Annotated in this window: 20 protein-coding genes and 2 riboswitches; of the genes, 14 read left to right on the top strand and 6 right to left on the bottom strand. The window is 65.4% G+C overall.

The genetic code is table 11. The features are described from left to right. Positions 1-831 (bottom strand): undecaprenyl-diphosphate phosphatase, encoded by an 831-nt coding sequence (locus tag MF6396_RS11805; RefSeq protein ID WP_078480440.1) that lies wholly within the window; start codon positions 829-831, stop codon positions 1-3. Between the two features lie 284 nt (positions 832-1,115). On the opposite strand from MF6396_RS11805, the gene MF6396_RS11800 reads away from it, so the two are divergent. From MF6396_RS11800 to MF6396_RS11760, 9 genes are all read left to right on the top strand, one after another. Next, positions 1,116-2,750, top strand: a complete 1,635-nt coding sequence (locus MF6396_RS11800; protein ID WP_078480438.1) for a methyl-accepting chemotaxis protein — start codon at positions 1,116-1,118, stop codon at positions 2,748-2,750. A gap of 151 nt (positions 2,751-2,901) precedes the next feature. Continuing rightward, positions 2,902-3,468 carry a nicotinamide riboside transporter PnuC gene (pnuC, locus tag MF6396_RS11795; RefSeq protein ID WP_078480389.1) on the top strand — a complete coding sequence of 189 codons (567 nt, stop codon included), beginning with the start codon at positions 2,902-2,904 and terminating at the stop codon, positions 3,466-3,468. Beyond that, positions 3,465-4,016 (top strand): AAA family ATPase, encoded by a 552-nt coding sequence (locus MF6396_RS11790; RefSeq protein ID WP_078480387.1) that lies wholly within the window; start codon positions 3,465-3,467, stop codon positions 4,014-4,016. The genes pnuC and MF6396_RS11790 overlap by 4 nt, the downstream gene beginning before the upstream one ends. 295 nt (positions 4,017-4,311) lie before the next feature. Beyond that, positions 4,312-4,764 (top strand): hypothetical protein, encoded by a 453-nt coding sequence (locus tag MF6396_RS11785; RefSeq protein ID WP_370409168.1) that lies wholly within the window; start codon positions 4,312-4,314, stop codon positions 4,762-4,764. A gap of 1 nt (position 4,765) precedes the next feature. Then, complete coding sequence (locus MF6396_RS11780; protein WP_043861463.1) at positions 4,766-5,338, top strand: hypothetical protein; 573 nt, start codon at positions 4,766-4,768, stop codon at positions 5,336-5,338. A gap of 65 nt (positions 5,339-5,403) precedes the next feature. Further along, positions 5,404-6,399: a hypothetical protein gene (locus MF6396_RS11775; RefSeq protein WP_043861462.1), complete on the top strand. Its 996-nt coding sequence runs from the start codon at positions 5,404-5,406 to the stop codon at positions 6,397-6,399. A 60-nt stretch (positions 6,400-6,459) separates the two neighbouring features. Then, on the top strand, positions 6,460-7,140 hold the full coding sequence (locus MF6396_RS11770) for a C39 family peptidase (RefSeq protein WP_043861461.1): 681 nt from the start codon (positions 6,460-6,462) through the stop codon (positions 7,138-7,140). A gap of 33 nt (positions 7,141-7,173) precedes the next feature. Beyond that, positions 7,174-7,914: a hypothetical protein gene (locus MF6396_RS11765; RefSeq protein ID WP_078480386.1), complete on the top strand. Its 741-nt coding sequence runs from the start codon at positions 7,174-7,176 to the stop codon at positions 7,912-7,914. A 47-nt stretch (positions 7,915-7,961) separates the two neighbouring features. Further along, on the top strand, positions 7,962-9,248 hold the full coding sequence (locus tag MF6396_RS11760; protein ID WP_054914564.1) for a transporter: 1,287 nt from the start codon (positions 7,962-7,964) through the stop codon (positions 9,246-9,248). A gap of 88 nt (positions 9,249-9,336) precedes the next feature. Here MF6396_RS11760 and MF6396_RS11755 read toward each other — a convergent pair whose 3' ends face one another. Continuing rightward, on the bottom strand, positions 9,337-10,662 hold the full coding sequence (locus MF6396_RS11755) for a sigma-54 dependent transcriptional regulator (RefSeq protein ID WP_078480385.1): 1,326 nt from the start codon (positions 10,660-10,662) through the stop codon (positions 9,337-9,339). Between the two features lie 323 nt (positions 10,663-10,985). Here MF6396_RS11755 and MF6396_RS11750 point away from each other — a divergent pair, with 323 nt between their 5' ends. Next, entirely contained in the window at positions 10,986-11,252 is a 267-nt protein-coding gene (locus tag MF6396_RS11750) for a hypothetical protein (RefSeq protein WP_054914565.1), read from the top strand. A 117-nt stretch (positions 11,253-11,369) separates the two neighbouring features. On the opposite strand, the gene MF6396_RS11745 is transcribed toward MF6396_RS11750, so the two are convergent. From MF6396_RS11745 to cobW, 4 genes are read right to left on the bottom strand one after another with little or no spacing between them, the layout of a single operon-like run. Next, positions 11,370-12,038: a vWA domain-containing protein gene (locus MF6396_RS11745; protein ID WP_229589463.1), complete on the bottom strand. Its 669-nt coding sequence runs from the start codon at positions 12,036-12,038 to the stop codon at positions 11,370-11,372. After that, positions 12,035-13,042 (bottom strand): ATP-binding protein, encoded by a 1,008-nt coding sequence (locus tag MF6396_RS11740; protein WP_043861456.1) that lies wholly within the window; start codon positions 13,040-13,042, stop codon positions 12,035-12,037. The genes MF6396_RS11745 and MF6396_RS11740 overlap by 4 nt, the downstream gene beginning before the upstream one ends. A 7-nt stretch (positions 13,043-13,049) precedes the next feature. Next, the gene (gene cobN / locus MF6396_RS11735) at positions 13,050-16,799 is read right to left on the bottom strand and encodes a cobaltochelatase subunit CobN (RefSeq protein ID WP_078480383.1); all 3,750 of its coding nucleotides are present in this window, start codon (positions 16,797-16,799) and stop codon (positions 13,050-13,052) included. 3 nt (positions 16,800-16,802) lie between these two features. Then, positions 16,803-17,873 carry a cobalamin biosynthesis protein CobW gene (gene cobW, locus MF6396_RS11730; RefSeq protein ID WP_078480382.1) on the bottom strand — a complete coding sequence of 357 codons (1,071 nt, stop codon included), beginning with the start codon at positions 17,871-17,873 and terminating at the stop codon, positions 16,803-16,805. A 98-nt stretch (positions 17,874-17,971) separates the two neighbouring features. After that, a riboswitch (cobalamin riboswitch) is annotated at positions 17,972-18,170 on the bottom strand. Between the two features lie 56 nt (positions 18,171-18,226). Next, positions 18,227-18,455: riboswitch (cobalamin riboswitch) on the top strand. A gap of 113 nt (positions 18,456-18,568) precedes the next feature. Between cobW and MF6396_RS11725 the strand changes: the two genes are divergently transcribed. Genes MF6396_RS11725 through cobM form a run of 4 tightly spaced genes read left to right on the top strand, consistent with a single transcriptional unit; the run spans position 18,569 to position 20,634 of the window. Further along, complete coding sequence (locus MF6396_RS11725) at positions 18,569-18,754, top strand: CbtB domain-containing protein (RefSeq protein WP_043861453.1); 186 nt, start codon at positions 18,569-18,571, stop codon at positions 18,752-18,754. Positions 18,755-18,765: 11 nt separating this feature from the next. Beyond that, a complete protein-coding gene (locus MF6396_RS11720) occupies positions 18,766-19,455 on the top strand; it encodes a CbtA family protein (protein ID WP_054914568.1) in 690 nt (229 codons plus the stop codon). Beyond that, a complete protein-coding gene (locus MF6396_RS11715) occupies positions 19,455-19,859 on the top strand; it encodes a cobalamin biosynthesis protein (RefSeq protein WP_054914569.1) in 405 nt (134 codons plus the stop codon). Before MF6396_RS11720 ends, MF6396_RS11715 begins: the two co-directional genes overlap by 1 nt. Before the next feature lie 28 nt (positions 19,860-19,887). After that, complete coding sequence (gene cobM, locus MF6396_RS11710; RefSeq protein ID WP_043861450.1) at positions 19,888-20,634, top strand: precorrin-4 C(11)-methyltransferase; 747 nt, start codon at positions 19,888-19,890, stop codon at positions 20,632-20,634. The last annotated feature ends 67 nt before the right edge of the window (positions 20,635-20,701 follow it).

Below are 20,701 nucleotides of genomic sequence, written 5' to 3'. Positions count from 1 at the left end.
TCAGCCGTGCGCCACGGCCCAGTCGACCCAGCCGAACTGCCAGGTCGCCAGGATCACCAGGCCAAATGCGATACGGTACCAGGCAAACACCGCGTAGCTGTGGCTGGCGATGAACTTGAGCAAGCCGCGCACCGCAATCATCGCGAAGATGAACGACACCACAAAGCCGATGGCGAACACCGGGAAGTCATCCGGCTGGAACAGGTCACGGTACTTGTAGCCCGAGAACACCGCCGCCCCGACCATGGTCGGCATCGCCAGAAAGAACGAGAACTCGGTGGCGGCCTTGCGCGACAGGCCGAACAACAGCCCGCCGATGATCGTCGAGCCCGACCGCGAAGTCCCTGGAATCATTGCCAGGCACTGCGCGCAGCCGATCTTCAGCGCATCCGTCCAGCGCATGTCATCGACCTCCTCGGCACGCACCACGTGCTGGCGGCGCCCGGCCCACAGCATGATCACCCCGCCCACCACCAGGGCCACCGCCACCGTGATCGGGTTGAACAGGTACTCATGGATCAGGTCGGCGAACAGCACGCCCAGCACCACGGCGGGCATGAAGGCGATCAGCAGGTTGAGGGTAAAGCGCTGGTCCCGGGCCTGGCGGGGCAGGCCCACCATCACGTCCAGGATCTTGCGGCGAAATTCCCACACCACCGCCAGGATCGCGCCCAGCTGGATGATGATGTTGAACGCCATCGCGCGTTCGCCGCCAAAGTCGATCAGGTCGGCGACCACGATCTGGTGACCGGTACTCGAAATGGGCAAAAATTCCGTCAGACCCTCGACGATGCCGAGAATCACAGCCTGCATGGCGGTCCAAAAATCCATCATTCCCCCGTAAGACATTGCCGCTGGCAGGTCTCATCATTCGTTATTTGATTGCCCGAAACCGGGCATATTACGGCGACACTCCGTCGCAAAACCGAAGGAAATGCTACCCCGGCCTTCAGAACTGCCCCGTGAAGGCCGAAATCCTAACAGAGCGCTCGTGCAAACGCTGCCGCTCGACGCGACAGCGCTCTACTAATCAATCACTTAGCCCTTGGTCGAGTAGGTTGTTTCGGTAAAGCGTGGTTGGATGCGGACAATAACAAGAACATAGGGTGACCTTCATGAAGACTTTACGCAGTATGTCGATCAGCCGTCGGCTGTGGCTCATCCTGGTGGTGGCGGTACTGATGCTGGTGACCCTGGGGCTGCTGATGCTGCGTCAGATCCACGGTGACCTGTACCAGGCAAAGGCCGAAAAGACCCGGCACGTGGTCGAAACCGCAGCCGGCGTGCTGGCCTATTACCAGGGGCTGGAAGCCAGCGGTACCCTTACCCGCGAGGCCGCCCAGCAACAGGCGCTGAGTGCGGTGCGCGGGTTGCGCTATGACCAGGACGACTACTTCTGGATCAACGACCTGGGCCCGAAGATGATCATGCACCCCATGAACCTCAAGCTCGAAGGCCAGGACCTTTCCGGCATTCGCGACCCGGACGGCTATGCGCTGTTCAACGAAATGGTCGCGTTGGCCAAGGCCCAGGGCGCCGGCAGCATCGACTACCGCTGGCCCAAGCCCGGTGCCAGCGAGCCGGTGGAAAAAACCTCGTACATCCAGCTGTTCAAACCCTGGGGTTGGGTGATCGGCTCTGGCGTGTACATCGACGACATGCACGCCGAGTTCGTGCGCCAGCTTCGCGACGCATCGCTGCTGGGGGTGGTCATCGCGCTGATAATGGCACTGGTGGTCATGCTGATCGCCCGCAGTATCACCCGCCCCTTGCAGGAAGCCGTGGATGCCATGGGCAACATCGCCAGCGGCGAAAGCGACCTGACCCGTCGCCTCGACACCCATGGGCAGGATGAAGTCACCCAACTGGGCCTGCACTTCAACACCTTCACCGCCAAGCTGCAGCAGGTGGTGACCCAGTTGCAGGGCGCCGCCAAGGCCCTGGGCCATTCGGCCGGGGATGTAGGCAGCAACGCCGGCCAGGCGCACCAGCGCAGCGAACAGCAGTCGCAGCAGATGGAACAGGTGGCCACCGCAATCAACGAGGTCAGTTATGCGGTGCAGGACGTGGCCAGGAACGCCGAGCACGCCTCCAGCGAGATGCAGGACGCCCAGCAGCGGGCCGAACAGGGCCGGCAAAGCATTCATGGCAGCCTGCTGAAAATCGACGAGCTGTCGGGCACCATCGACCAGGCGGTGCAGGTGATCCAGGCCCTGGCGGGCCAGAGCACGCGTATCGGCAGCGTACTGGAGGTGATCCGTTCGATTGCCGAGCAGACCAACCTGCTGGCACTCAACGCCGCCATCGAGGCCGCGCGGGCGGGTGAACAGGGTCGCGGGTTCGCCGTGGTGGCCGACGAAGTGCGCCTGCTGGCACAACGCACCCAGCAGGCGACGGCCGAGATCCAGCAGATGATCGAGCACCTTCAGGGCCAGTCCGAGGCTGCGGTCAAGGCGATCGATGCCAGCAGCCTGGCCTCGCGCGAGACGGTCGAACAGGCCAGCGAGGCCGGTGCCAGCCTGGATGCCATCAGCCAGGCACTGCACAACCTCAGCGCGCTGAATGCCTCGATTGCCAGTGCCACGCTGCAGCAGTCGCATGTGGTGGAAGAGATCAACCACAACGTCACCCAGACGGCCGAGCTGTCGCGTCAGACGGCCGTGGCGGCGCACCAGTCGAGCAGTGCCGGGGCCGCATTGAACCAGTTGAGCGAACAGCTGGGGCAGTTGCTGAGGCAGTTCCGGGTCTGACCGCAGCCTGCACCTCGCCGGCGGCCGGCTTCTGCAAGGCTCGACAGTGCCTCAGCAGGAGCCGGCCTTGGCGGCGAAGTGCTTACCCAAGGCTGGCACCTGACGTGCCACAAGGTACAATCGCCGCCCTGCCCCCCTTCAAGGAACGCCGATGTCCGGCCTGGAACTGTACGCTGCCGTGCTGGGCGTCATCGCTGTATGGCTCACGACCCGCCAGAACCCCTGGTGCTGGCCCATCGGCCTGCTGGTGGTGCTGCTCTACAGCTGGATCTTCTTCGACTTCAAGCTGTATTCGAACATGCTGCTGCAACTGGCGTTTGCCGTGTTCCAGCTCTATGGGTGGTGGCAGTGGACACGCCCCGGCGAGGATCGCCCGATCCGGCAGGTGACCTACCTGGGTACCGCGCCGCTGCTGTCGGGCCTGGGCGTGGGCCTGCTGGCCAGCCTGGCCCTCGGTGCGGCCATGGCCACCTGGACCGATGCTGCAGAGCCCTGGCTGGACGCCAGCCTCACCGCCTTCAGCCTGGTGGCGCAGTTCTGGATGGCGCAAAAGCGCGTGCAATGCTGGCCGTTGTGGATGGTGCTGGACGTGATCTTCGTCGGCCTGTTCCTCTACAAAGGCATGTACATCACCGCCGCGCTGTATGCGCTGTTCACCCTGATCGCCCTGCAGGGCTGGCATAGCTGGCGACGTGACCCGGCATTGGCCAGCCCATGAAGGTCCTGGTACTGGCGGGCCCGGAATCCAGTGGCAAGAGCTGGCTGGGCGGCGAAATCCAGGCGCATTTCGGTGGCGAACTGGTAGGCGAGTACGTGCGCCACTTCATCGACGAGCAGCGACGCGACACCTGCTACGCCGACATCGACCCCATCGCCCGCGGGCAGCTGGTGTGGGAGGATGCGGCCCGTGCGCGCCAGCCCGAGCTGCTGATACTCGATACGCATCTGCTGAGCAACATGCTGTGGAGCCGCGTACTGTTCAACGACTGCCCGGCGTGGCTGGAACAGGCGCTGCTGGCACGGCGCTACGACCTGCACCTGTTGCTCAGCCCCGCAGGCGTGCCCTGGGTCGGCGACGGCCAGCGCTGTCAGCCACGGCTGGAGGAACGCCAGGCGTTCTTCGAGGCCAGCCGCCAATGGCTGCAACGGCATGGCCAACCCATGCACGTCATCGAGGGCGATTGGGCATACCGCCAATCGACGGTACTGGCGGCCGTACAGGCGCTGCTGGAAGGCAAGCCCCCGGCCTGCGCCACCGAGTGTTAACCCGGCGTTACACACCCGGCCACCTCAACCGCCGATCCAGAGCACTTGCGCCCAACACGCGGTGACGTGTTAAGCCGGTGATACACCCACCCTCGGGGCACGCCGGGCATCTGCGCTGCTGCAAGGCCTGTAAAAAGGACCAGCGGTTGTATCACCGGTGATACAGGTTTTCCGACCGGCCCCTGCCCCGTGCGCTATGCCCTTGATTCGCTGGCACAAAGCAAAAGCGGCACAGCTTCTGCTCTCCTTCTCGCAACGCTGATAGGGCCAGCGCACCGAAGAAGGAATCGCTGCCGTGGGGAATCACACCAACAAGCTGCTGAGTCTTTTCGTCATGGGCTGTGCGCTGGGCGCCAGCACCCTGAGCCTGCCGATACTGGCCGCCGGCGACGGCACCATCATCATCCAGCGCCAGGTTCAGCCCCGTTCGGCCGTTCGCCCGACCGGCACCCCCGACCCCCGCCCCATGACCGTCAATGCCAATCAGTCGCCACGCATCCTGAGCCAGACCAACGAGCTCAGCGATGGCGACTTTGCCGGTGTGGCCAGCGGTGCCAGTGTAAACCGGGTGTTGATGCCCGACGCATCCGGCAACATCCGCGGCATGGGGGCGGTGCCCACCAGCCTGCCGGGCCTGCGTGGCGGCGCCGGCCCTGGCGCAGGGGGCGCCAACAGCATCTCCAATTCGGTCAACCAGAACGTGCAGCGTGGCCTTGCGCCGCTGCAGATCCTGACCGGGGGCCGTTGAGATGAACCACTCACTGCTGTTTCTGGCGCTGGCCTGCAGCGCGTCGGCCCTGGCCGGCCAACCGGTCAATGACAACGCCACCATCAACGCCAGCGGCCAGGGCTACAAGGGCAACGTGACCATCAACCAGGCGGCTGGCGACCAGCAGCAACAGAACAACAGTCGCGCCATCGCCATCAACCCCGATGCCACCGCCACCACCCAGGTGCGCCAGCGCATCGACACCCCTGCCAGCAGCGCGATCAATGCCCGCGCCAGCATCGGTGGCAACGCCTTCACCAACGGTAACGGGATGATTGGGATCAACCAGTCGGCCGGTGCCAACACACAACAAGTCAATGCCGTGCGGGTAAGCATCAGTGCCACCGCGCAGAGCATCGACGACAGCGTCCTCGACCAGCAGAACGTGGCGCTGTCAAACGGCTCAGGCTCGACAGGTCAAACCCCCGGCAGTCGCCAGGTCGCTACCAGCGATCAGGCCTTCACCGGCAGCCGTGGGGTGATCCAGTTGAACCAGAGCGCCGGGGTCGGGAACCGAATGGCCAACACCCTGAGCGTACGGGTTGCAGATTGACCCGAGCAGTTCACAACGCAGCACAACACAACACTTAACAACTAAAAACAATGCGGAGAAACACCATGAAACCCACAATGGCACTCAAGCCTCTGGTATTCGCACTCGCAGCGGTCATGGCAGTTGCTGCACAAGCGGGCGGAAACAACGGTGGTCACAACGGCGGACACAATGGCGGTAATAACGGCGGCAACAACAATTCCAGCGCGCTGCTCGCCCTGCTGGTAAACGCCGGCGCTGGCGCCACCGTGATCGATACCCAGGGCAATGGTGGTAACGGTGTGCTCAACGAGAACACCCGCAACAACGGCACCATGGACAACTCGGCAAACGGCTCTCAAGGCAACCTGGGCGCCAACGTGGCAGCCGGTGACGGCAACCAGCAAGACAACGTTGCCGCCATCGCCACCGCCGACGAACGCTTCATCTTCGGCAGTGCGGTTGCTGTTTCCAGCGCCACCCAGACCAACACCAGCAACATCGTCAACAACTTCTCTACCCAGAACAACGCCAATCTCACCAATTCGGCGAACAACAGCTCCGGCAACATCGGTGTCAACGTGACCGCCGGCGACTTCAACCAACAGAAAAACAACCTGGCAATCGCCGTGTCCGGCGGCCGTGTGGCCGTGGCCAGCGCAGCCGCCAACCAGTCCACCTCCGGCCTGAGCGTCAACAACAAGGCCGACCGTACCTACACCAAGGAAACCCTCGGTGGCGCCTTTGCCGCCTATGGCCAGTACGAAGGCGAAGGCCACGGCTACGTGGAACGCAAAGACGACAAACCCGGGCACAACGGTGGCTGGGATGATCGTGGCGGCAACAAACCACAGAAAGACAAGCTTACCTTCACCGAAGAAGGCAGCTTCGTACTCGGTGGCGTCTACACCTACCAGGTGCTCAAACCTACCGGCTGGGCCAACCCTGTGGTCAACAACGCCAACATGAGCAACTCGCTCAATGGCGTGTCGGGCAACGTGGGCGCCAACGTGTCGGCCGGCTCGGGCAACCAGCAAAGCAACTCGCTGTCCATCGCAGCAGGCTGCCGCGCCTGCCTGTAAGCTGAAAAAGGACGGGGCCCCCAGGGGCCCCTTTCCTGCCATCTACACGGTGCGAAGACCATGCGCATTGCCCTGCTTGCCGCATTGCTGTTTCTGGCCAGCCTGGCCGAGGCCGCACAGATGCCCATCGCTGCCCTGCCGGGCGGCAATGTCATTTACAAGCCCATCCAGAGCATTCGCGAACGACGCTTCGCCGACCTTGTACAACAGAAAACCGATTTCAGTTGCGGCGCCGCCGCCCTGGCCACCGTCCTCAAGCAGGCCTACTGGCTGGACGTCGACGAAGAACACATCATCGACGGCATGCTCGCCCACGCCGACCAGCAAGTGGTCAAGACCCAGGGCTTCTCCATGCTGGACATGAAGAAATACGTGGAAAGCATCGGCATGCGTGCCCGGGGCTATCGGATCCCGCCCGAGAGCCTGCAAAGCGTCACCATTCCAGTGGTGGTGCTGATGGACATTCGCGGCTACAAGCACTTCGTGGTGCTGCAACGCACCGAAAAGGACTGGGTGTACATCGGTGACCCGGTTCTGGGCCACAAACGCTACAAGTTCGATGATTTCGTCAAAGGCTGGAACGGCATCATCTTTGCCGTCATCGGCCCTGGCTATGACAAGGCCAACGCATTGCTCGACCCGCCACAACCCTTGACTGCAAAAAACAAGATCAACGGGTTCAGCCCGGTAGACGATGCGCAGTTGATGGATTTTGGTTTCATACAAAGTGATTTCTTCTAATCAGAAGGGGCATGAAGCTCCGGGGAGCACCCGATGAAGACTTCAACCTGGCTGGTTGCCGCCTGCCTGGCCGCCAGCTTGCCTGCCCATGCGCAGTTCAAGCCCATCGAGATCAAGGACCAGGAACTGTCCGAACTGCGCGGACGCTATGTGATGCCAGGGCGCATCATCAGCTTTGGCGTGGTGATGAGCAGCACCTGGCAGAACGCCCGCGGCGACAGCATCGGCGCCACCGCCAGCATGCAAGTGCAGCAGTCCTCGTTCAAGCCGCAGTTCTATGTCTCGCTCGACACGCGCGATGGCAACGGCGCCCCGATAACCCAGGGCAGCGGTACCGTCACCGGCGGGGCCGGCCTTGGCACGACCCAGGGCGTTACCCAGTCGGTACGCGCGGCGGGCGACTACAACACGGCCTACAACAATGTCTCGATCAACGTGAAGGAAGCCAACAGTGCCCCGGCGGCGGGCCAGCCACAGGGTCAGTTGCTGGGTAGCGGGCAGACCATCACCGGCAGCAATGGCGCCGGCACGCTGAGCGTTTCCTCCACCGGCAAGGGCATCCAGCTGGGTATCCAGGCCAACAACAACCAGGGCAATACGGTGCAGCGCCTGGCCCAGGGCGGGCTGCTGCAGGCCACCACGCTCCTGGGCGGCAACAACGCCGTCAACAACATCACCCAGCTCAATGTGGTACTGCGCAACAACCTGCCTACTGCCGGGGCCTTGAACTGCAACCTGGATCAACTCAAGGGCCTTCGTATTTCCGGATATTGATCTACGCTCTGTCTCAATTCACCGCAGTTGGAAGGGACGGCTAACCCATGCATCGATCGTTTTCGTTGAAGGCAGTGGTCTGTGTGAGCACTCTGGCGTCTTCAGCGCTGCTGCAAGCGGCGCCAGATCCGCAAGTTGAGGCCCTGAAACAGGAGTTGCAGGCACTCAAGCAACGTTATGAATCCCAGCAGCAGGCACTGATGGTGCTCGAGCAGCGGGTCCGTCAGGTTGAAGATCAACCCCCGGCACCCCCTCAGCGCCTGACCCGCTCGCCAGCGGCCCCCACCCGGTCAGGCCAGGTGGCTACTGCATCCGGGGCGGCCCCCGGCACCGGCAGTTCCTACGGCGAAGCGCTCAAGGGCGATTCGGAACCTGCGCAGAGCGTGTCCAACCTGTACGACGAGGCCAGCGGCTTCTTCGGTGGCGGCAAGTTCAGCGTCGAGACCGGCATCACCTACGCCCGCTACGACACCCGCCAACTGATCCTCAACGGTTTCCTCGCGCTGGACTCGATTTTCCTGGGCAACATCAACCTGGACCGCATCAAGGCCGACAACTGGACCCTGGACCTGACTGCCCGCTACAACCTCGACCAGCGTTGGCAGTTCGATATCAACGCCCCCATCGTCTACCGCGAGTCCACCTACCAGTCCGGGGGCGCCGGCAACAACGCCCAGGGCGTGACCGAACAGACCGTCACCCGCGACCCGACCCTGGGGGATGTCAACTTCGGCGTGGCCTACAAGTTCCTCGACGAATCGGAAAACAGCCCCGATGCGGTGCTCACCCTGCGGGTCAAGGCGCCCACCGGCAAGGACCCGTTCGGCATCAAGCTGATCCAGGATCCGAACAACGACAGCCTCGCCTACCCCGAAGACCTGCCCACCGGCAACGGCGTATGGTCCATCAGCCCGGGCATCTCGCTGGTCAAGACGTTCGACCCGGCAGTACTGTTCGGCAGCCTGTCCTATACCCATACCCTGGAAGAGTCGTTCAGTGACGTCAGCTCCACGTCCGGGGTCAAGGTGCCGGGCAAGGTCAAGCTGGGCGACAGCTTCCAGATCGGGGCCGGTATCGCCTTTGCGCTGAACGAGAAGATGAGCATGTCGTTCTCGGTGTCAGACCTGATCGCGCGCAAATCCAAGATCAAGTCGGCCGAAACCGGCGACAGCTGGACCTCGGTGCCCAGCAGTGATGCCAACGCCGCCTATTTCAACGTGGGCATGACCCTGGCCGCCACCGACAACCTGACCATAGTGCCCAACCTGTCGATCGGCCTGACCGACGATGCGCCGGACTTCACCTTCAGCCTCAAATTCCCTTACTACTTCTGATCTGCGCCGACGCCATTCGCCAGCAAGGCTGGCTCCTACCTTCGGGTAGGAGCCAGCCTTGCTGGCGAATGGACGTAGCGTGGGATCTTCAGCGAATCTGATGCTTGTGCAGCAACCGGTAGAACGTAGGCCGCGACACCCCAAGCACCTTGGCCGCAATGCTGAGGTTGTCACTGTGACGATTGAGCACGTCACACAGCGCCTGGCGCTCGGCGCGGTGCTTGTAGTCTTCCAGGGTACCCATCGGCGTCATCTCGACCTGCGCGCCCTGCAACCCGAGGTCCTGGGCCTCGATCTGCCGCCCTTCGGCCAGCACCAGGCCGCGACGCACGCGGTTGGCCAGTTCGCGCACATTGCCCGGCCAATCATGCTTGCCCATCGCCATCAGCGCATCTTCGCTGAAGGTGCGCGGGCGCCGGCCGGTCTCCTGGCTGTAGAAACGCGAAAAGTGGCTGGCCAGCATCGACAGGTCGCCATGCCGGTCACGCAGCGGTGCCGTCACCACCTGCAGCACGTTGAGCCGGTAATACAGGTCTTCGCGAAAACGCCCGCTGGTGATCGCGCTCTCCAGGTCGACATGGGTGGCAGCCAGCACGCGCACGTCCACCGCAATCGGCTGGCTGCCGCCCACCCGTTCGATATGCTTTTCCTGCAGAAAACGCAGCAGGTTGGCCTGCAGTTCCAGCGGCAGGTCGCCGATCTCGTCGAGAAACAGCGTGCCGCCGTTGGCAGCCTCGATGCCCCCGACCTTGCGCTGGTGCGCGCCGGTGAAGGCGCCCTTTTCGTGGCCGAACAACTCGGACTGGATCAGGTGTTCGGGAATCGCCCCGCAGTTGATCGCCACGAACGGTTTGTCGTGGCGCTGCGACTGCCGGTGCAGGGTGCGCGCCACCAGCTCCTTGCCGGTACCGCTCTCGCCTGGAATCAGCACCGGTGACTCGGTGGGCGCCAGCTTGCTCAGCAACTTGCGCAGTTCGCGGATCGGGCGGCTGTCACCCAGCAGTTCGTGCTCGGGCTCATCCACATGCAGGTTGCCCTTGCCGCGCAGGCGTGCCATGCCGAATGCGCGACCCAGGGTCACCTGCACGCGGGAGACATCGAATGGCAACGTATGGAAGTCAAAAAACCACTCGCACACAAAATCGCCCACGTTCTGCGCGCGCAGCTCCTCGGCGCTGAGCACCGCGATCCACTCGGTACCGCTGCGGCTGATCAGGTCCTTGACCGCATCGGGGTGCTGCAGGTGGCTGGCGTGCAGGCGCAGCAACCCCACATCGCAAGGGTGCTCCAGGGCAGTGGCAAGGGTGCAGGTGCGCACGTCCCAACCTACGCTGCGCAGGCCTGGCAACAAGCGGTGGCAATCGTCACAAGGGTCAACGATCAGCAAGCGGCGGTTCGGTACCGGTTCCAGCATGACCTTTCCTTGGCGCCAATTATTGGAAATGTTAGTAGAAACAGCATGTTGTATGGCCCGTCTGTAACAGTAGCAACCAACGTCAGAATGCCCACTACCGTCCGTCTGCAAATACGGCCTTGCTTTCGGCTCGGTAGAATTTTCCTGTTAATTCAACGTCCCAGATGTTGCCAATGAATGCAGATTGTCAGCACCGATTAAAAAAACATTACTTGCAGTGTGACCTGACCCACTACTGCGTGCATCAGTACAAGTAACCTGCCGCAGGGAACACACCTTGCCGCAACTTTTTCAATGTTTGGGACCACAGAGAGACCGAACCCATGAACGCCCCGCTCCGTGTCAACGAAGCACTGCTGATTGCCGACCACGCCTTCGAACCTTTCCAGTGCGTCGCCTGGGATGTGCCTAACGGCACTGGCGAACTCAGCCTGGCGGTAATCGACCGGACCAGCACCCGTATCGGCAGCAAGCAAGTTCCAAGCAGCACCTATTCCGACCCGCAGCAATTGGCACACCTGATCGAGGAAGTGCGCGCCGAGTTGAGCCAGAAAGGTTATGACTTGCAGCCGTGGAGCATGCCGAAGTAACTTTCCGGCCTGCCCCGTTCATGCAAAAGTGCACCCACTGGGTGCACTTTTTTTGTTTGTGAAGTGTGCGCCGGCAGCTGCGGCAGTTGGCCGCAGTTTACGGCCCAAGTACTTGTTTCAACGCAAGTTGAACTGTTCCAGGTGTTGGTATTGCGCACCCAGTTCCAGCGCCATTTGCCTGGCGCGGCCCAGGCGAACCGGTGCGCTTTCCATGTCCACCAGCAGGCTGCTGCACGGCAGTGCCTCGAGCGCCGGCCAGGCCTTGAGCCGGCCATCGGTGAGGATCAGGCAGTGCTGCACCTCATTGGGGTAGCGCCGCTGGCGTTGGGTCAGCCATTGCCGGGCCTGCTGCAGTGCCTCGAGCAGTGGCGTGCCTCCGCCGGCGCCAAGCTCCGCCAGCCAGGGCTGCAGCGCGGCAGAGGCCTTCAGGCCGTGGCGCTGCCAGCGCGGTTCGCGGCCGCTCGCCGTGAGCAGGGCGAGCCTGGCGCGGGCCCGGTACGCCTGGTCGAACAGCTCGGCCAGCAAACCCTTGGCCTTGCTCAGTGCCTGGTAACGCCGGGTAGACGCCGACGCATCCACAATCACCAGCCAGAGCTGCGTCGGCGCGGCGGTGCGCTGCGCCCAGCACAGCTCGTCGCGCTGGCGCGGGCGGCCCTTGAGCAGGGTGGCAGGCCAGGCCACGCTGCCCTGCCCGGCTGCCCGGGCACGCCCGCGCGGGCCCCGGTCGAGCTTGCCTGCACGGGGCCTGGCATCCGCCGCTGGGTGCGAGCGCGGGCGGATGCTCAAGGCTTTTTTGGCCAGCGCGGTACCTCGCGCCGAGCGCCCACAGCCACCGGCTGGCCTGGCAGCTCACCCCACTGGCCACTGCCCTGGGGCTCGCTCGACGGGCTCGATTGCCCCTGGGGCTGAGCGTCGGGGCGAGGCGGTTGCTCGGCGGGCCGGTCATGGCGCCGATGGCGCAAGGCAAACTCTGCCACCGCCTCGATATCCTCGGCCTCGATGCCCGGTGCACTGCGCCAGGCCGCATGGGCACGGGCGGCACGCAACCAGACCAGGTCGGCGCGCAGGCCGTCGACCCCGGCCTCGAAGCAGCGCTGGGTGATCTGCGCCAGGGCCTGGTCATCCAGGGCAATCTGTTCCAGGCGTTCGCGTGCCTGCTGGCAGCGCTGGCGCAGCTCGGCCTGGGCATCGGCCCACTGCGCGCAGAACGCCTGCGGGTCGCTGTCGAAGTCCAGCCGGCGGCGGATGATCTGGCCTCGCGCCTCGGGCAGCGGCTGGCCCTGCAGGGCCACATTCAGGCCAAAACGGTCGAGCAACTGCGGACGCAGCTCGCCCTCCTCCGGGTTCATGGTGCCGATCAGCACGAAGCGCGCACTGTGCCGATGGGAAATGCCATCGCGCTCTACCCGGTTGGTGCCGCTGGCAGCCACATCCAGCAGCAGGTCGACCAGGTGATCGGGCAGCAGGTTGACCTCGTCGACGTACAGCACGCCGCCATCAGCCTTGGCCAGCACACCCGGCGAGAACTGGGCGCGGCCCTGCCCAAGCGCAGCATCCAGGTCCAGGGTGCCGACCAGGCGCTCCTCGGTGGCGCCCAGCGGCAAGGTCACGAAGGGCCCCTCGCCCAGCAGGTCGGCCAGGCCCCGGGCCAGGGTGCTCTTGGCCATGCCGCGCGGGCCTTCGATCAGCACGCCGCCGATCCTGGGGTCGATGGCCGTCAGGCACAGCGCCAGCTTCAGGTCGTGGGCGCCGACCACGGCGGCCAGCGGAAAATGTACGGGTTCGCTCATGTCTGGCTTATTCCTCTGCGTCCAGCAGTTGCTCTTCCAGGGCCTGTCGATACTCGCCCGGAGCCTGCCACAGCCCGCGCTGCTGGGCCTCCAGCAAACGTTCGGTGATGTCGCGCAGGGCCTCGGGGTTGTGCTGGCGGATAAACTCGCGGGTCGCGGCATCGAGCACATAGGCCTCGGCCAGCGACTGGTAATGATGATCGTCGATCAGGTGCGTGGTGGCATCGAAGGCGAACAGGTTGTCGACCGTCGCGGCCATCTCGAACGCGCCCTTGTAGCCATGGCGCTTGACCCCGTCGATCCACTTGGGGTTGAGCGCACGCGCACGGATCACCCGGTTCAGTTCTTCCTTGAGGGTGCGAATGCGCGGGCGATCCGGCTGGCTGTGATCGCCGTGGTAACTGGCAACGCCGGCACCGGCCAGGCTTTCTGCCGCCGCGAGCATGCCGCCCTGGAACTGGTAATAGTCATTGGAATCGAGCAGGTCGTGCTCATGGTTGTCCTGGTTCTGCAGCACCGCCTGCACCTGGCTCAGGCGCCGGGCAAAGGGTTCGCGCGCGGCGGTGCCGTCGTCCGAGGCGCCATAGGCATACGCGCCATGGTTGAGGTAGACCTCGGCAAGGTCTTCACGGCTGTGCCACAGACGGCCGTCAATGGCGTTCTGCACCCCGGCGCCGTAGGCGCCGGGCTTGGAGCCGAACACCCGCCAGCCGGCCTGGCGCTCGGCCTGCTCGGGGCTCAGGCCAGCGGCCAGCAGTTCGGCACGCTCGCTGCGCACCTTGGCCGCCAGGGGGTTGAGGTCATCCGGCTCATCCAGTGCCGCCACGGCCTGCACCGCCGCGTCGAACAGCTTGATCAGGTTGCCGAACGCATCGCGGAAGAACCCCGAAACGCGCAGGGTCACGTCTACCCGGGGGCGATCCAGCAGGCTCACCGGCAGGATCTCGAAGTCGTCCACCCGCTGGCTGCCGCTGGCCCATACCGGGCGTACGCCGAGCAGGGCCATGGCCTGGGCGATGTCGTCGCCGCCGGTGCGCATGGTGGCCGTGCCCCATACCGACAGGCCGAGCTGGCGCAGGTGGTCGCCGTGGTCCTGCAGGTGGCGTTCCAGAATCAGGTTGGCCGAGGCGAAACCGATGCGCCATGCCGTGGCGGTGGGCAGGTTGCGCACATCCACGGTGTAGAAGTTGCGGCCGGTGGGCAGCACGTCCAGGCGCCCGCGGCTGGGCGCCCCGCTCGGCCCCGCCGGCACGAAACGCCCGTCCAGCGCCGCCAGCAGGCCCTGCATTTCGGCCGGGCCGCAGGCATCCAGCTGCGGCGCCACCTGGGCCCGCAGCGCCTGCAGCACGGCCTCGACGTCGGCGCTGTGCTGGTGGCTGGCCGGCGCCCCGTCGAGGGTCTGCTCGATCAGGCGGGCGGCATACAGTTCAAGCCGCTCGCGGGTGTCGCCGTTGGTCCGCCAGGCCTCGCTGCTCACCTGTGCCAGGCTGGGCGGCCGTGGCCCTTCCCAGGCAAGGCCCAGGTCGCAGTCCAGCGGATCGAAGCCCAGCCCCAGGCCGCGGGCCAGGGCGCGCAGCAGGCTGGCATTGGGGCCGCGCCCATCACCACGTTCCACCCGCAGCAGGGCCAGCAGCGTGTCGATCCGCAGGCGTCCGTCCGGCGATTGGCCGAACACATGCAGGCCGTCGCGAATCTGCGACTCCTTGAGGTCGCACAGGTAGGTGTCCAGGCGCGGCAGCCACACCGCCGCATCGTCCAGCGCGCCTTCCAGCTGCAGCTCGCGGTCGATGTGGTTGTCGCGCACCAGGTTGAGGATGTCGCGCTGCAGTTCACGGGCCCGGCGCGGGTCCAGCAGTTGCGCCTCGTAGTACTCGTCGGCCAGCAGTTCCAGGTCGCGCAACGGCCCGTAGGTTTCGGCGCGGGTCAACGGCGGCATCAGGTGGTCGATGATCACCGCCTGGGTGCGGCGCTTGGCCTGGGCGCCCTCGCCCGGGTCGTTGACGATGAACGGGTAGATGTTCGGCAGCGGCCCCAGCAACGCGTCCGGCCAGCACCTGGCCGACAGGCCGACGCCCTTGCCCGGCAGCCACTCCAGGTTGCCGTGCTTGCCCACGTGGATCAGCGCATCGGCGGCATAGGCGTGGCGCAGCCAGAAGTAGAACGCCAGGTAGCCATGCGGCGGCACCAGGTCGGGGTCGTGGTACACCGCACTGGGGTCGACCTGATAACCGCGCGCCGGCTGGATACCGACGAAGGTCAGGCCAAGGCGCAGGCCGGCGACCATCATGCGCCCGCTGCGGAACATCGGGTCCTGCTCCGGCTCGCCCCAGCGCTCGCGCACCGCCTGCTGGTTGGCCTGGGGCAACAGGGCGAAGGCGGCGCGGTAATCGTCCAGCGCCATGCTCTGCGCACAGGGGCGCTGGTCGAGCGTGTCGAGGTCGTTGCTGACCCCGCCGAGCAGGGCCTGGATCAGCGCCGTGCCACTGTCTGGCAACGGCCCCACCGGGTAGCCCTGGGCCTGCATGGCGCGCAGGATGTTGAGCGCCGCCGCCGGGGTGTCCAGCCCCACACCGTTGCCGATGCGCCCGTCGCGGGTCGGGTAGTTGGCCAGAATCAGCGCCACGCGTTTTTGCGGGTTGTCCAGGCGCGCCAGCTCGCACCAGCGCCGGGCCAGTTCCGCAACAAAATCCATGCGTTCCAGGTGCGGCTTGTAGCACACCACGTCCGACTGGCTGCGTTCGCTGCGCCAGGCCAGGTCCTTGAAGCTGATCGGCCGGCTGATGATGCGCCCGTCCAGTTCCGGCAGGGCAATGTGCATGGCCAGGTCGCGGGCCCCCAGGCCCTGTTCGCTGGCCTCCCAGGCCGGCTGGTTGTCCTGTGCGCAGATGGCCTGCAGCACCGGGATGTCGCGCCGGAACGGGCGCAAATGCGGCTGCTGCGGGCTGGACTGGGCGAAGCCTGTGGTGTTGATGATCAGGGCCGCGTCGACCTGGTCCAGCCATTGCTCGACCTGGTCCAGGCAGGCTGCCTCCTTGAGGCTGGCCACGGCAATCGGCAGCGGGTTGAGCCCCGCGCCTTGCAGACGCTCGCAGAACGCATCGATGAACCCCGTGTTGGCGGCCTGCAGGTGCGAGCGGTAGAAGATGATCGGCGTCACGGGCTGGCCGGGCTGCCACAGGGCACGCCAGCTGTCCACGCTCGCCTGGGGGTGTTGCGGGTGATAGACACTGGTGCGCGGCAACTGCTGCGGCTCGTCCCAACGGTAGTCGCGGCCCAGCCATTGGCTGGCCAGGCACTGGAACAGGTTCAGCGCATTGGCCTTGCCGCCCTGGCGCAGGTAGTGCCACAACCGTTCGGCCTGGGCAGCGGGCACCGTGCTCAGGCTGGTCAGCTCAGGGTCCGGGCGGTCGTCGCCCGGCACCAGGATCAGTTGCACGCCCCGCCCCGCCAGCGCCACCAGTTGCTCCACGCCATAGCGCCAGTAACCGATGCCGCCGTGCAGCGACACCAGGATGACCTTGGCATGGCGCAGCACTTCGTCCACATACAGGTCGACCGAAGCATGGTTCTGCACCTGCATCGGGTTGGCCAGGCGCAGGCTGGGGTAGTCGTCCGGCAACTGCTGGGCGGTTTCGGCCAGCAGTGCCAGGTGCGAATCACCGCTGCAGAGAATCACCAGGTCGGCGGGGGTCTGGCCGAGGTCGGCGATGCTGTCGTCCGGCACAAAGCCGCCGGGCTGGGTCCGCAGCAGGTGCATGGGTCAGGCGCCCAGTGCGGCGCGCAGGCTGGCTTCGAGGTGCACGGCGTCAAGGTCCTGGCCGATCAGCACCAGGCGCGTGGTACGTGGCTCGTCGCTGCGCCAGGCGCGGTCGAAGTGCTTGTCGAAGCGCGTACCCACGCCCTGCACCAGCAGACGCATCGGCTTGCCCGGAATGGCCGCGAAGCCCTTCACGCGCAGGATGCCGTGCTGCACCACCAGTTGGGTCAGGGCATCGAGCAGCAGGCTTTCGTCGGCCTGGGGCAACTCGATGGAGATGGAGTCGAAAGCATCATGGTCGTGATCGTCGTGGTCGTCATCGCCGTCATGGTGCGAATCGTGGTGGGTACGGCGCGCGTCGATGTGCTGCTCGGATTCGGCGCCCAGACCCAGCAATACGTCCAACGGCAGGCGGCCGCTGCTGGCCTCCACCACCTTGACCGCAGGCGGCAGTTCCTCGGCCACCTCGGCGCGCACCCTGGCCAGGTCGTCGGCAGCGATCAGGTCAGCCTTGTTCAGCACCACCAGGTCGGCGCTGGCCAGCTGGTCGGCAAACAGTTCGTGCAGTGGGGACTCGTGGTCCAGGTTCGGGTCGAGCTTGCGCTGGGCGTCCACCTGGTCGGGGTAGGCAGCGAATGTGCCGGCGGCCACGGCCGGGCTGTCGACCACGGTGATCACCGCATCCACCGTGCAGGCGTTGCGGATTTCCGGCCACTGGAAAGCTTGCACCAGCGGCTTGGGCAGCGCCAGGCCGCTGGTTTCGATGAGGATATGGTCCAGGTCGCCACGGCGCGCCACCAGCTCGCGCATCACCGGGAAGAACTCTTCCTGAACGGTGCAGCACAGGCAGCCGTTGGCCAGCTCGTAGACGCGCCCGCTGGCTTCTTCCTCGGTGCAGCCGATGCTGCACTGCTTGAGGATCTCGCCATCGATGCCCAGCTCGCCGAACTCGTTGACGATCACCGCGATGCGGCGGCCCTGGGCGTTGTCGAGCATGTGCCGCAGCAAGGTGGTCTTGCCCGAGCCGAGGAAGCCGGTAACGATGGTGACGGGGAGTTTGGCCAGTGTTTTCATGGGGGTGCCCTTGGCAGGATGGCGGGCATGCAGGACGAGAGCCGCAGGAGCCTTGCTGCCTGAGCGCATTCGCCACCGGATCACCCCGCCCGGTTGAAAGTCGGAAACTGTTCGAGGCAGGTCTCCTGGCTCGCGCTGTGCCGGCACGCCTGCCGGCTGCATCGACGCCTTCCCGCCCGGGGCAGTGGCACGGCCGATGCCGTTCAACGCTTACAGTTGCGGGGGCAGCCACGGCTTGAACCGTATTCCCGTCTTAGCTGCAGCCAGGGCCGCAGAACCTCGAAGCGGCTAGGCTACGCAGTGGTCCGGGGCAGGTCAACCGCTGTATTGACGGATGCCGGCGCGCATGATTTGCTAGCCGCATTCGTTCGGGTGCCTTTTTACAAGGTGAAACGGGAAACCGGTGCGTCAGCCGCTTCTGCAAAGAAGCAGCGACAAATCCGGTGCTGCCCCCGCAACGGTAAGCGAGGAAAGCGTCTTTACCACTGTGCCAGCTGTGCGGCATGGGAAGGTGACGCCCTCAGGCTGAGCATGCTGCCAGCCCTCGCAAGCCCGGAGACCGGCCCGATACAGTCATGACAAACCCGCGGTGGGCGGGCGCTGTTGAACCCCTGGGCGAGCCTCGCGCAGGGGTTGGCCGCGCTTGCCTGTTGCCGATAGCCCCGACGACACGACAACAGCAAAAGGAACGCGCCATGCCCATCAGTACCGCCAGCCAGCCCCTCGTCACCCCCACTACCCTCAGCCAGCGCCTGGCCGTCGCCATCGGTGCCTCGCTGCTGGGCCTTTGCCTGGTCTACTTCGCCGGCTTCTCGCACATCGAGGCGGTGCACAACGCTGCCCACGATACCCGCCACAGCGCCGCGTTCCCTTGCCACTGAGACCTGCCCCGATGATCAAGCGCATTGCCCGCACCGCAGGCTTTACCGGCCTGCTCGCCGCCCTGCTGCTGACCCTGCTGCAAAGCTTCTGGGTCGCACCGCTGATTCTGCAGGCCGAAACCTACGAGAACCCGGCACCGGCCGCCCAAACCCATGAGCATGCCGACGCCGCGGGTGAAGGCCACCACCACGATGCCGAGGCCTGGTCGCCTGAAGACGGCTGGCAGCGCGTACTGTCGACCACCGGTGGCAACCTGGTGGTGGCCGTCGGCTTTGCCCTGATCCTGGCTGCGCTGTACACCCTGCGTGCGCCCGGCCGTACCGCCACCGGCGCAGCCTGGGGGCTTGCCGGGTTCGCGGTATTCTGCCTGGCGCCCACCCTCGGGCTGCCGCCAGAGCTGCCGGGCACTGCCGCCGCAGACCTGGCGCAGCGTCAACTGTGGTGGGTGGGCGCCGCGGCTGCCACTGCTGCCGGCCTGGCCCTGATCGTGTTTGCCCACAACTGGCTGCTCAAGGCGCTGGGTGTGGCATTGCTGGTTGTTCCGCACGTGATCGGTGCGCCGCAGCCGGAGGTGCACGAGAGCCTGGCGCCGCAAGCACTGGAGGCGCAGTTCAAGGTGGCGTCGCTGTTGACCAATGCCGCGTTCTGGCTGGCCCTGGGCCTGCTCAGTGCCTGGCTGTACCGTCGCCAGCCAGCCTGATGCAGCTGTATGCCGGGCTGGGCTGTCGTCGCGGCTGCCCGGCCCGCGAACTGGCTGCCCTGCTCCAGCAGACCTTGTTCGCCCATCACCTGCCCGCCTCTGCCCTCGCCGGGCTGGCCAGCATCGACCTCAAGGCCGACGAGCCCGGCCTGCATGAACTGGCAAGGCAACTGGGGTTGCCGCTGGTGTTCTTTTCGGCCGCGCAACTGGCCCCCTTCGAAAGCCGCCTGAGCCACCGTTCGCCCACGGCGTTCGCCCTCAGCGGCTGCCATGGGGTGGCCGAAAGCGCCGCGCTGGCCCTGGCCGAGCAACGCGGCGGCGCCAATGCCGCACTGCGCCTGCCACGCACCGTGCAAGGCGCCGCCACCCTGGCATTGGCCTGGGCCCCGCCGTTTGACGGATAATGCCGCGCAATCTTTCCAAGGATTCATCATGACCGTCTATTTCATCGGTGCCGGCCCGGGCGACCCCGAGCTGATCACCGTCAAGGGCCAGCGCCTGATCCACAGCTGCCCGGTGATCATCTATGCCGGCTCGCTGGTGCCCGCCGCCGTGCTCGAAGGCCACCGCGCCGAAACCGTGATCAACAGCGCCGAACTGCACCTGGGGCAGATCATCGAGCTGATGCGCACGGCCCACGCCAACGGCCAGGATGTGGCCCGCGTACACAGCGGCGACCCGGGGCTGTACGGTGCGATCGGCGAACAGATCCGCCACCTGCGTGAACTGGGTATCCCGTTCCAGATCATCCCCGGCGTGACCGCCGTGGCTGCCAGTGCCGCCCTGCTCGAATGCGAGCTGACCCTGCCGGACATCGCCCAGAGCGTGATCCTGACGCGCTACGGCGATACCTCGCCGATGCCGCCGGGCGAATCGCTGGGGAGCCTGGCCAGCCACCAGGCAACCCTGGCCATTCACCTGGGGGTCAAGCACCTGGCCAGAATCGTCGAGGAACTGCGCCCGCATTACGGCAGCGACTGCCCGATCGCCGTGGTGCACCGCGCCACCTGGCCAGATCAGGACTGGGTGCTGGGCAGCCTGGACGACATCGTGCAACGGGTGCAGGCCAAGGGCTTTCGACGCACCGCACTGATCCTGGTGGGCCGGGTATTGGGCAGCGATACCTTCAGCGAGTCGGCGCTCTACCGCGCCGGGCATGCGCACCTGTACCGACCTTGACGGCCATTGACGGCGGCCCTCCCGGCCCCATGCCCGGCGCGTTCCCATGGGCGCGCCTGCCAATTCA

The sequence above is a fragment of the Pseudomonas sp. MF6396 genome (genome assembly GCF_002018915.1).
Taxonomy (GTDB): domain Bacteria; phylum Pseudomonadota; class Gammaproteobacteria; order Pseudomonadales; family Pseudomonadaceae; genus Aquipseudomonas; species Aquipseudomonas palmensis.
This window is presented reverse-complemented; position numbering and strand designations above follow the sequence as displayed.

Bases quoted from the DNA above. Each gene is read 5' to 3' on its own strand.
- MF6396_RS11805 (WP_078480440.1), bottom strand. From the start codon at position 831: ATGGATTTTTGGACCGCCATGCAGGCTGTGATTCTCGGCATCGTCGAG.
- MF6396_RS11800 (WP_078480438.1), top strand. From the start codon at position 1,116: ATGAAGACTTTACGCAGTATGTCGATCAGCCGTCGGCTGTGGCTCATC.
- pnuC (WP_078480389.1), top strand. From the start codon at position 2,902: ATGTCCGGCCTGGAACTGTACGCTGCCGTGCTGGGCGTCATCGCTGTA.
- MF6396_RS11790 (WP_078480387.1), top strand. From the start codon at position 3,465: ATGAAGGTCCTGGTACTGGCGGGCCCGGAATCCAGTGGCAAGAGCTGG.
- MF6396_RS11780 (WP_043861463.1), top strand. From the start codon at position 4,766: ATGAACCACTCACTGCTGTTTCTGGCGCTGGCCTGCAGCGCGTCGGCC.
- MF6396_RS11775 (WP_043861462.1), top strand. From the start codon at position 5,404: ATGAAACCCACAATGGCACTCAAGCCTCTGGTATTCGCACTCGCAGCG.
- MF6396_RS11770 (WP_043861461.1), top strand. From the start codon at position 6,460: ATGCGCATTGCCCTGCTTGCCGCATTGCTGTTTCTGGCCAGCCTGGCC.
- MF6396_RS11765 (WP_078480386.1), top strand. From the start codon at position 7,174: ATGAAGACTTCAACCTGGCTGGTTGCCGCCTGCCTGGCCGCCAGCTTG.
- MF6396_RS11760 (WP_054914564.1), top strand. From the start codon at position 7,962: ATGCATCGATCGTTTTCGTTGAAGGCAGTGGTCTGTGTGAGCACTCTG.
- MF6396_RS11755 (WP_078480385.1), bottom strand. From the start codon at position 10,662: ATGCTGGAACCGGTACCGAACCGCCGCTTGCTGATCGTTGACCCTTGT.
- MF6396_RS11750 (WP_054914565.1), top strand. From the start codon at position 10,986: ATGAACGCCCCGCTCCGTGTCAACGAAGCACTGCTGATTGCCGACCAC.
- MF6396_RS11740 (WP_043861456.1), bottom strand. From the start codon at position 13,042: ATGAGCGAACCCGTACATTTTCCGCTGGCCGCCGTGGTCGGCGCCCAC.
- cobN (WP_078480383.1), bottom strand. From the start codon at position 16,799: ATGCACCTGCTGCGGACCCAGCCCGGCGGCTTTGTGCCGGACGACAGC.
- cobW (WP_078480382.1), bottom strand. From the start codon at position 17,873: ATGAAAACACTGGCCAAACTCCCCGTCACCATCGTTACCGGCTTCCTC.
- MF6396_RS11725 (WP_043861453.1), top strand. From the start codon at position 18,569: ATGCCCATCAGTACCGCCAGCCAGCCCCTCGTCACCCCCACTACCCTC.
- MF6396_RS11720 (WP_054914568.1), top strand. From the start codon at position 18,766: ATGATCAAGCGCATTGCCCGCACCGCAGGCTTTACCGGCCTGCTCGCC.
- MF6396_RS11715 (WP_054914569.1), top strand. From the start codon at position 19,455: ATGCAGCTGTATGCCGGGCTGGGCTGTCGTCGCGGCTGCCCGGCCCGC.
- cobM (WP_043861450.1), top strand. From the start codon at position 19,888: ATGACCGTCTATTTCATCGGTGCCGGCCCGGGCGACCCCGAGCTGATC.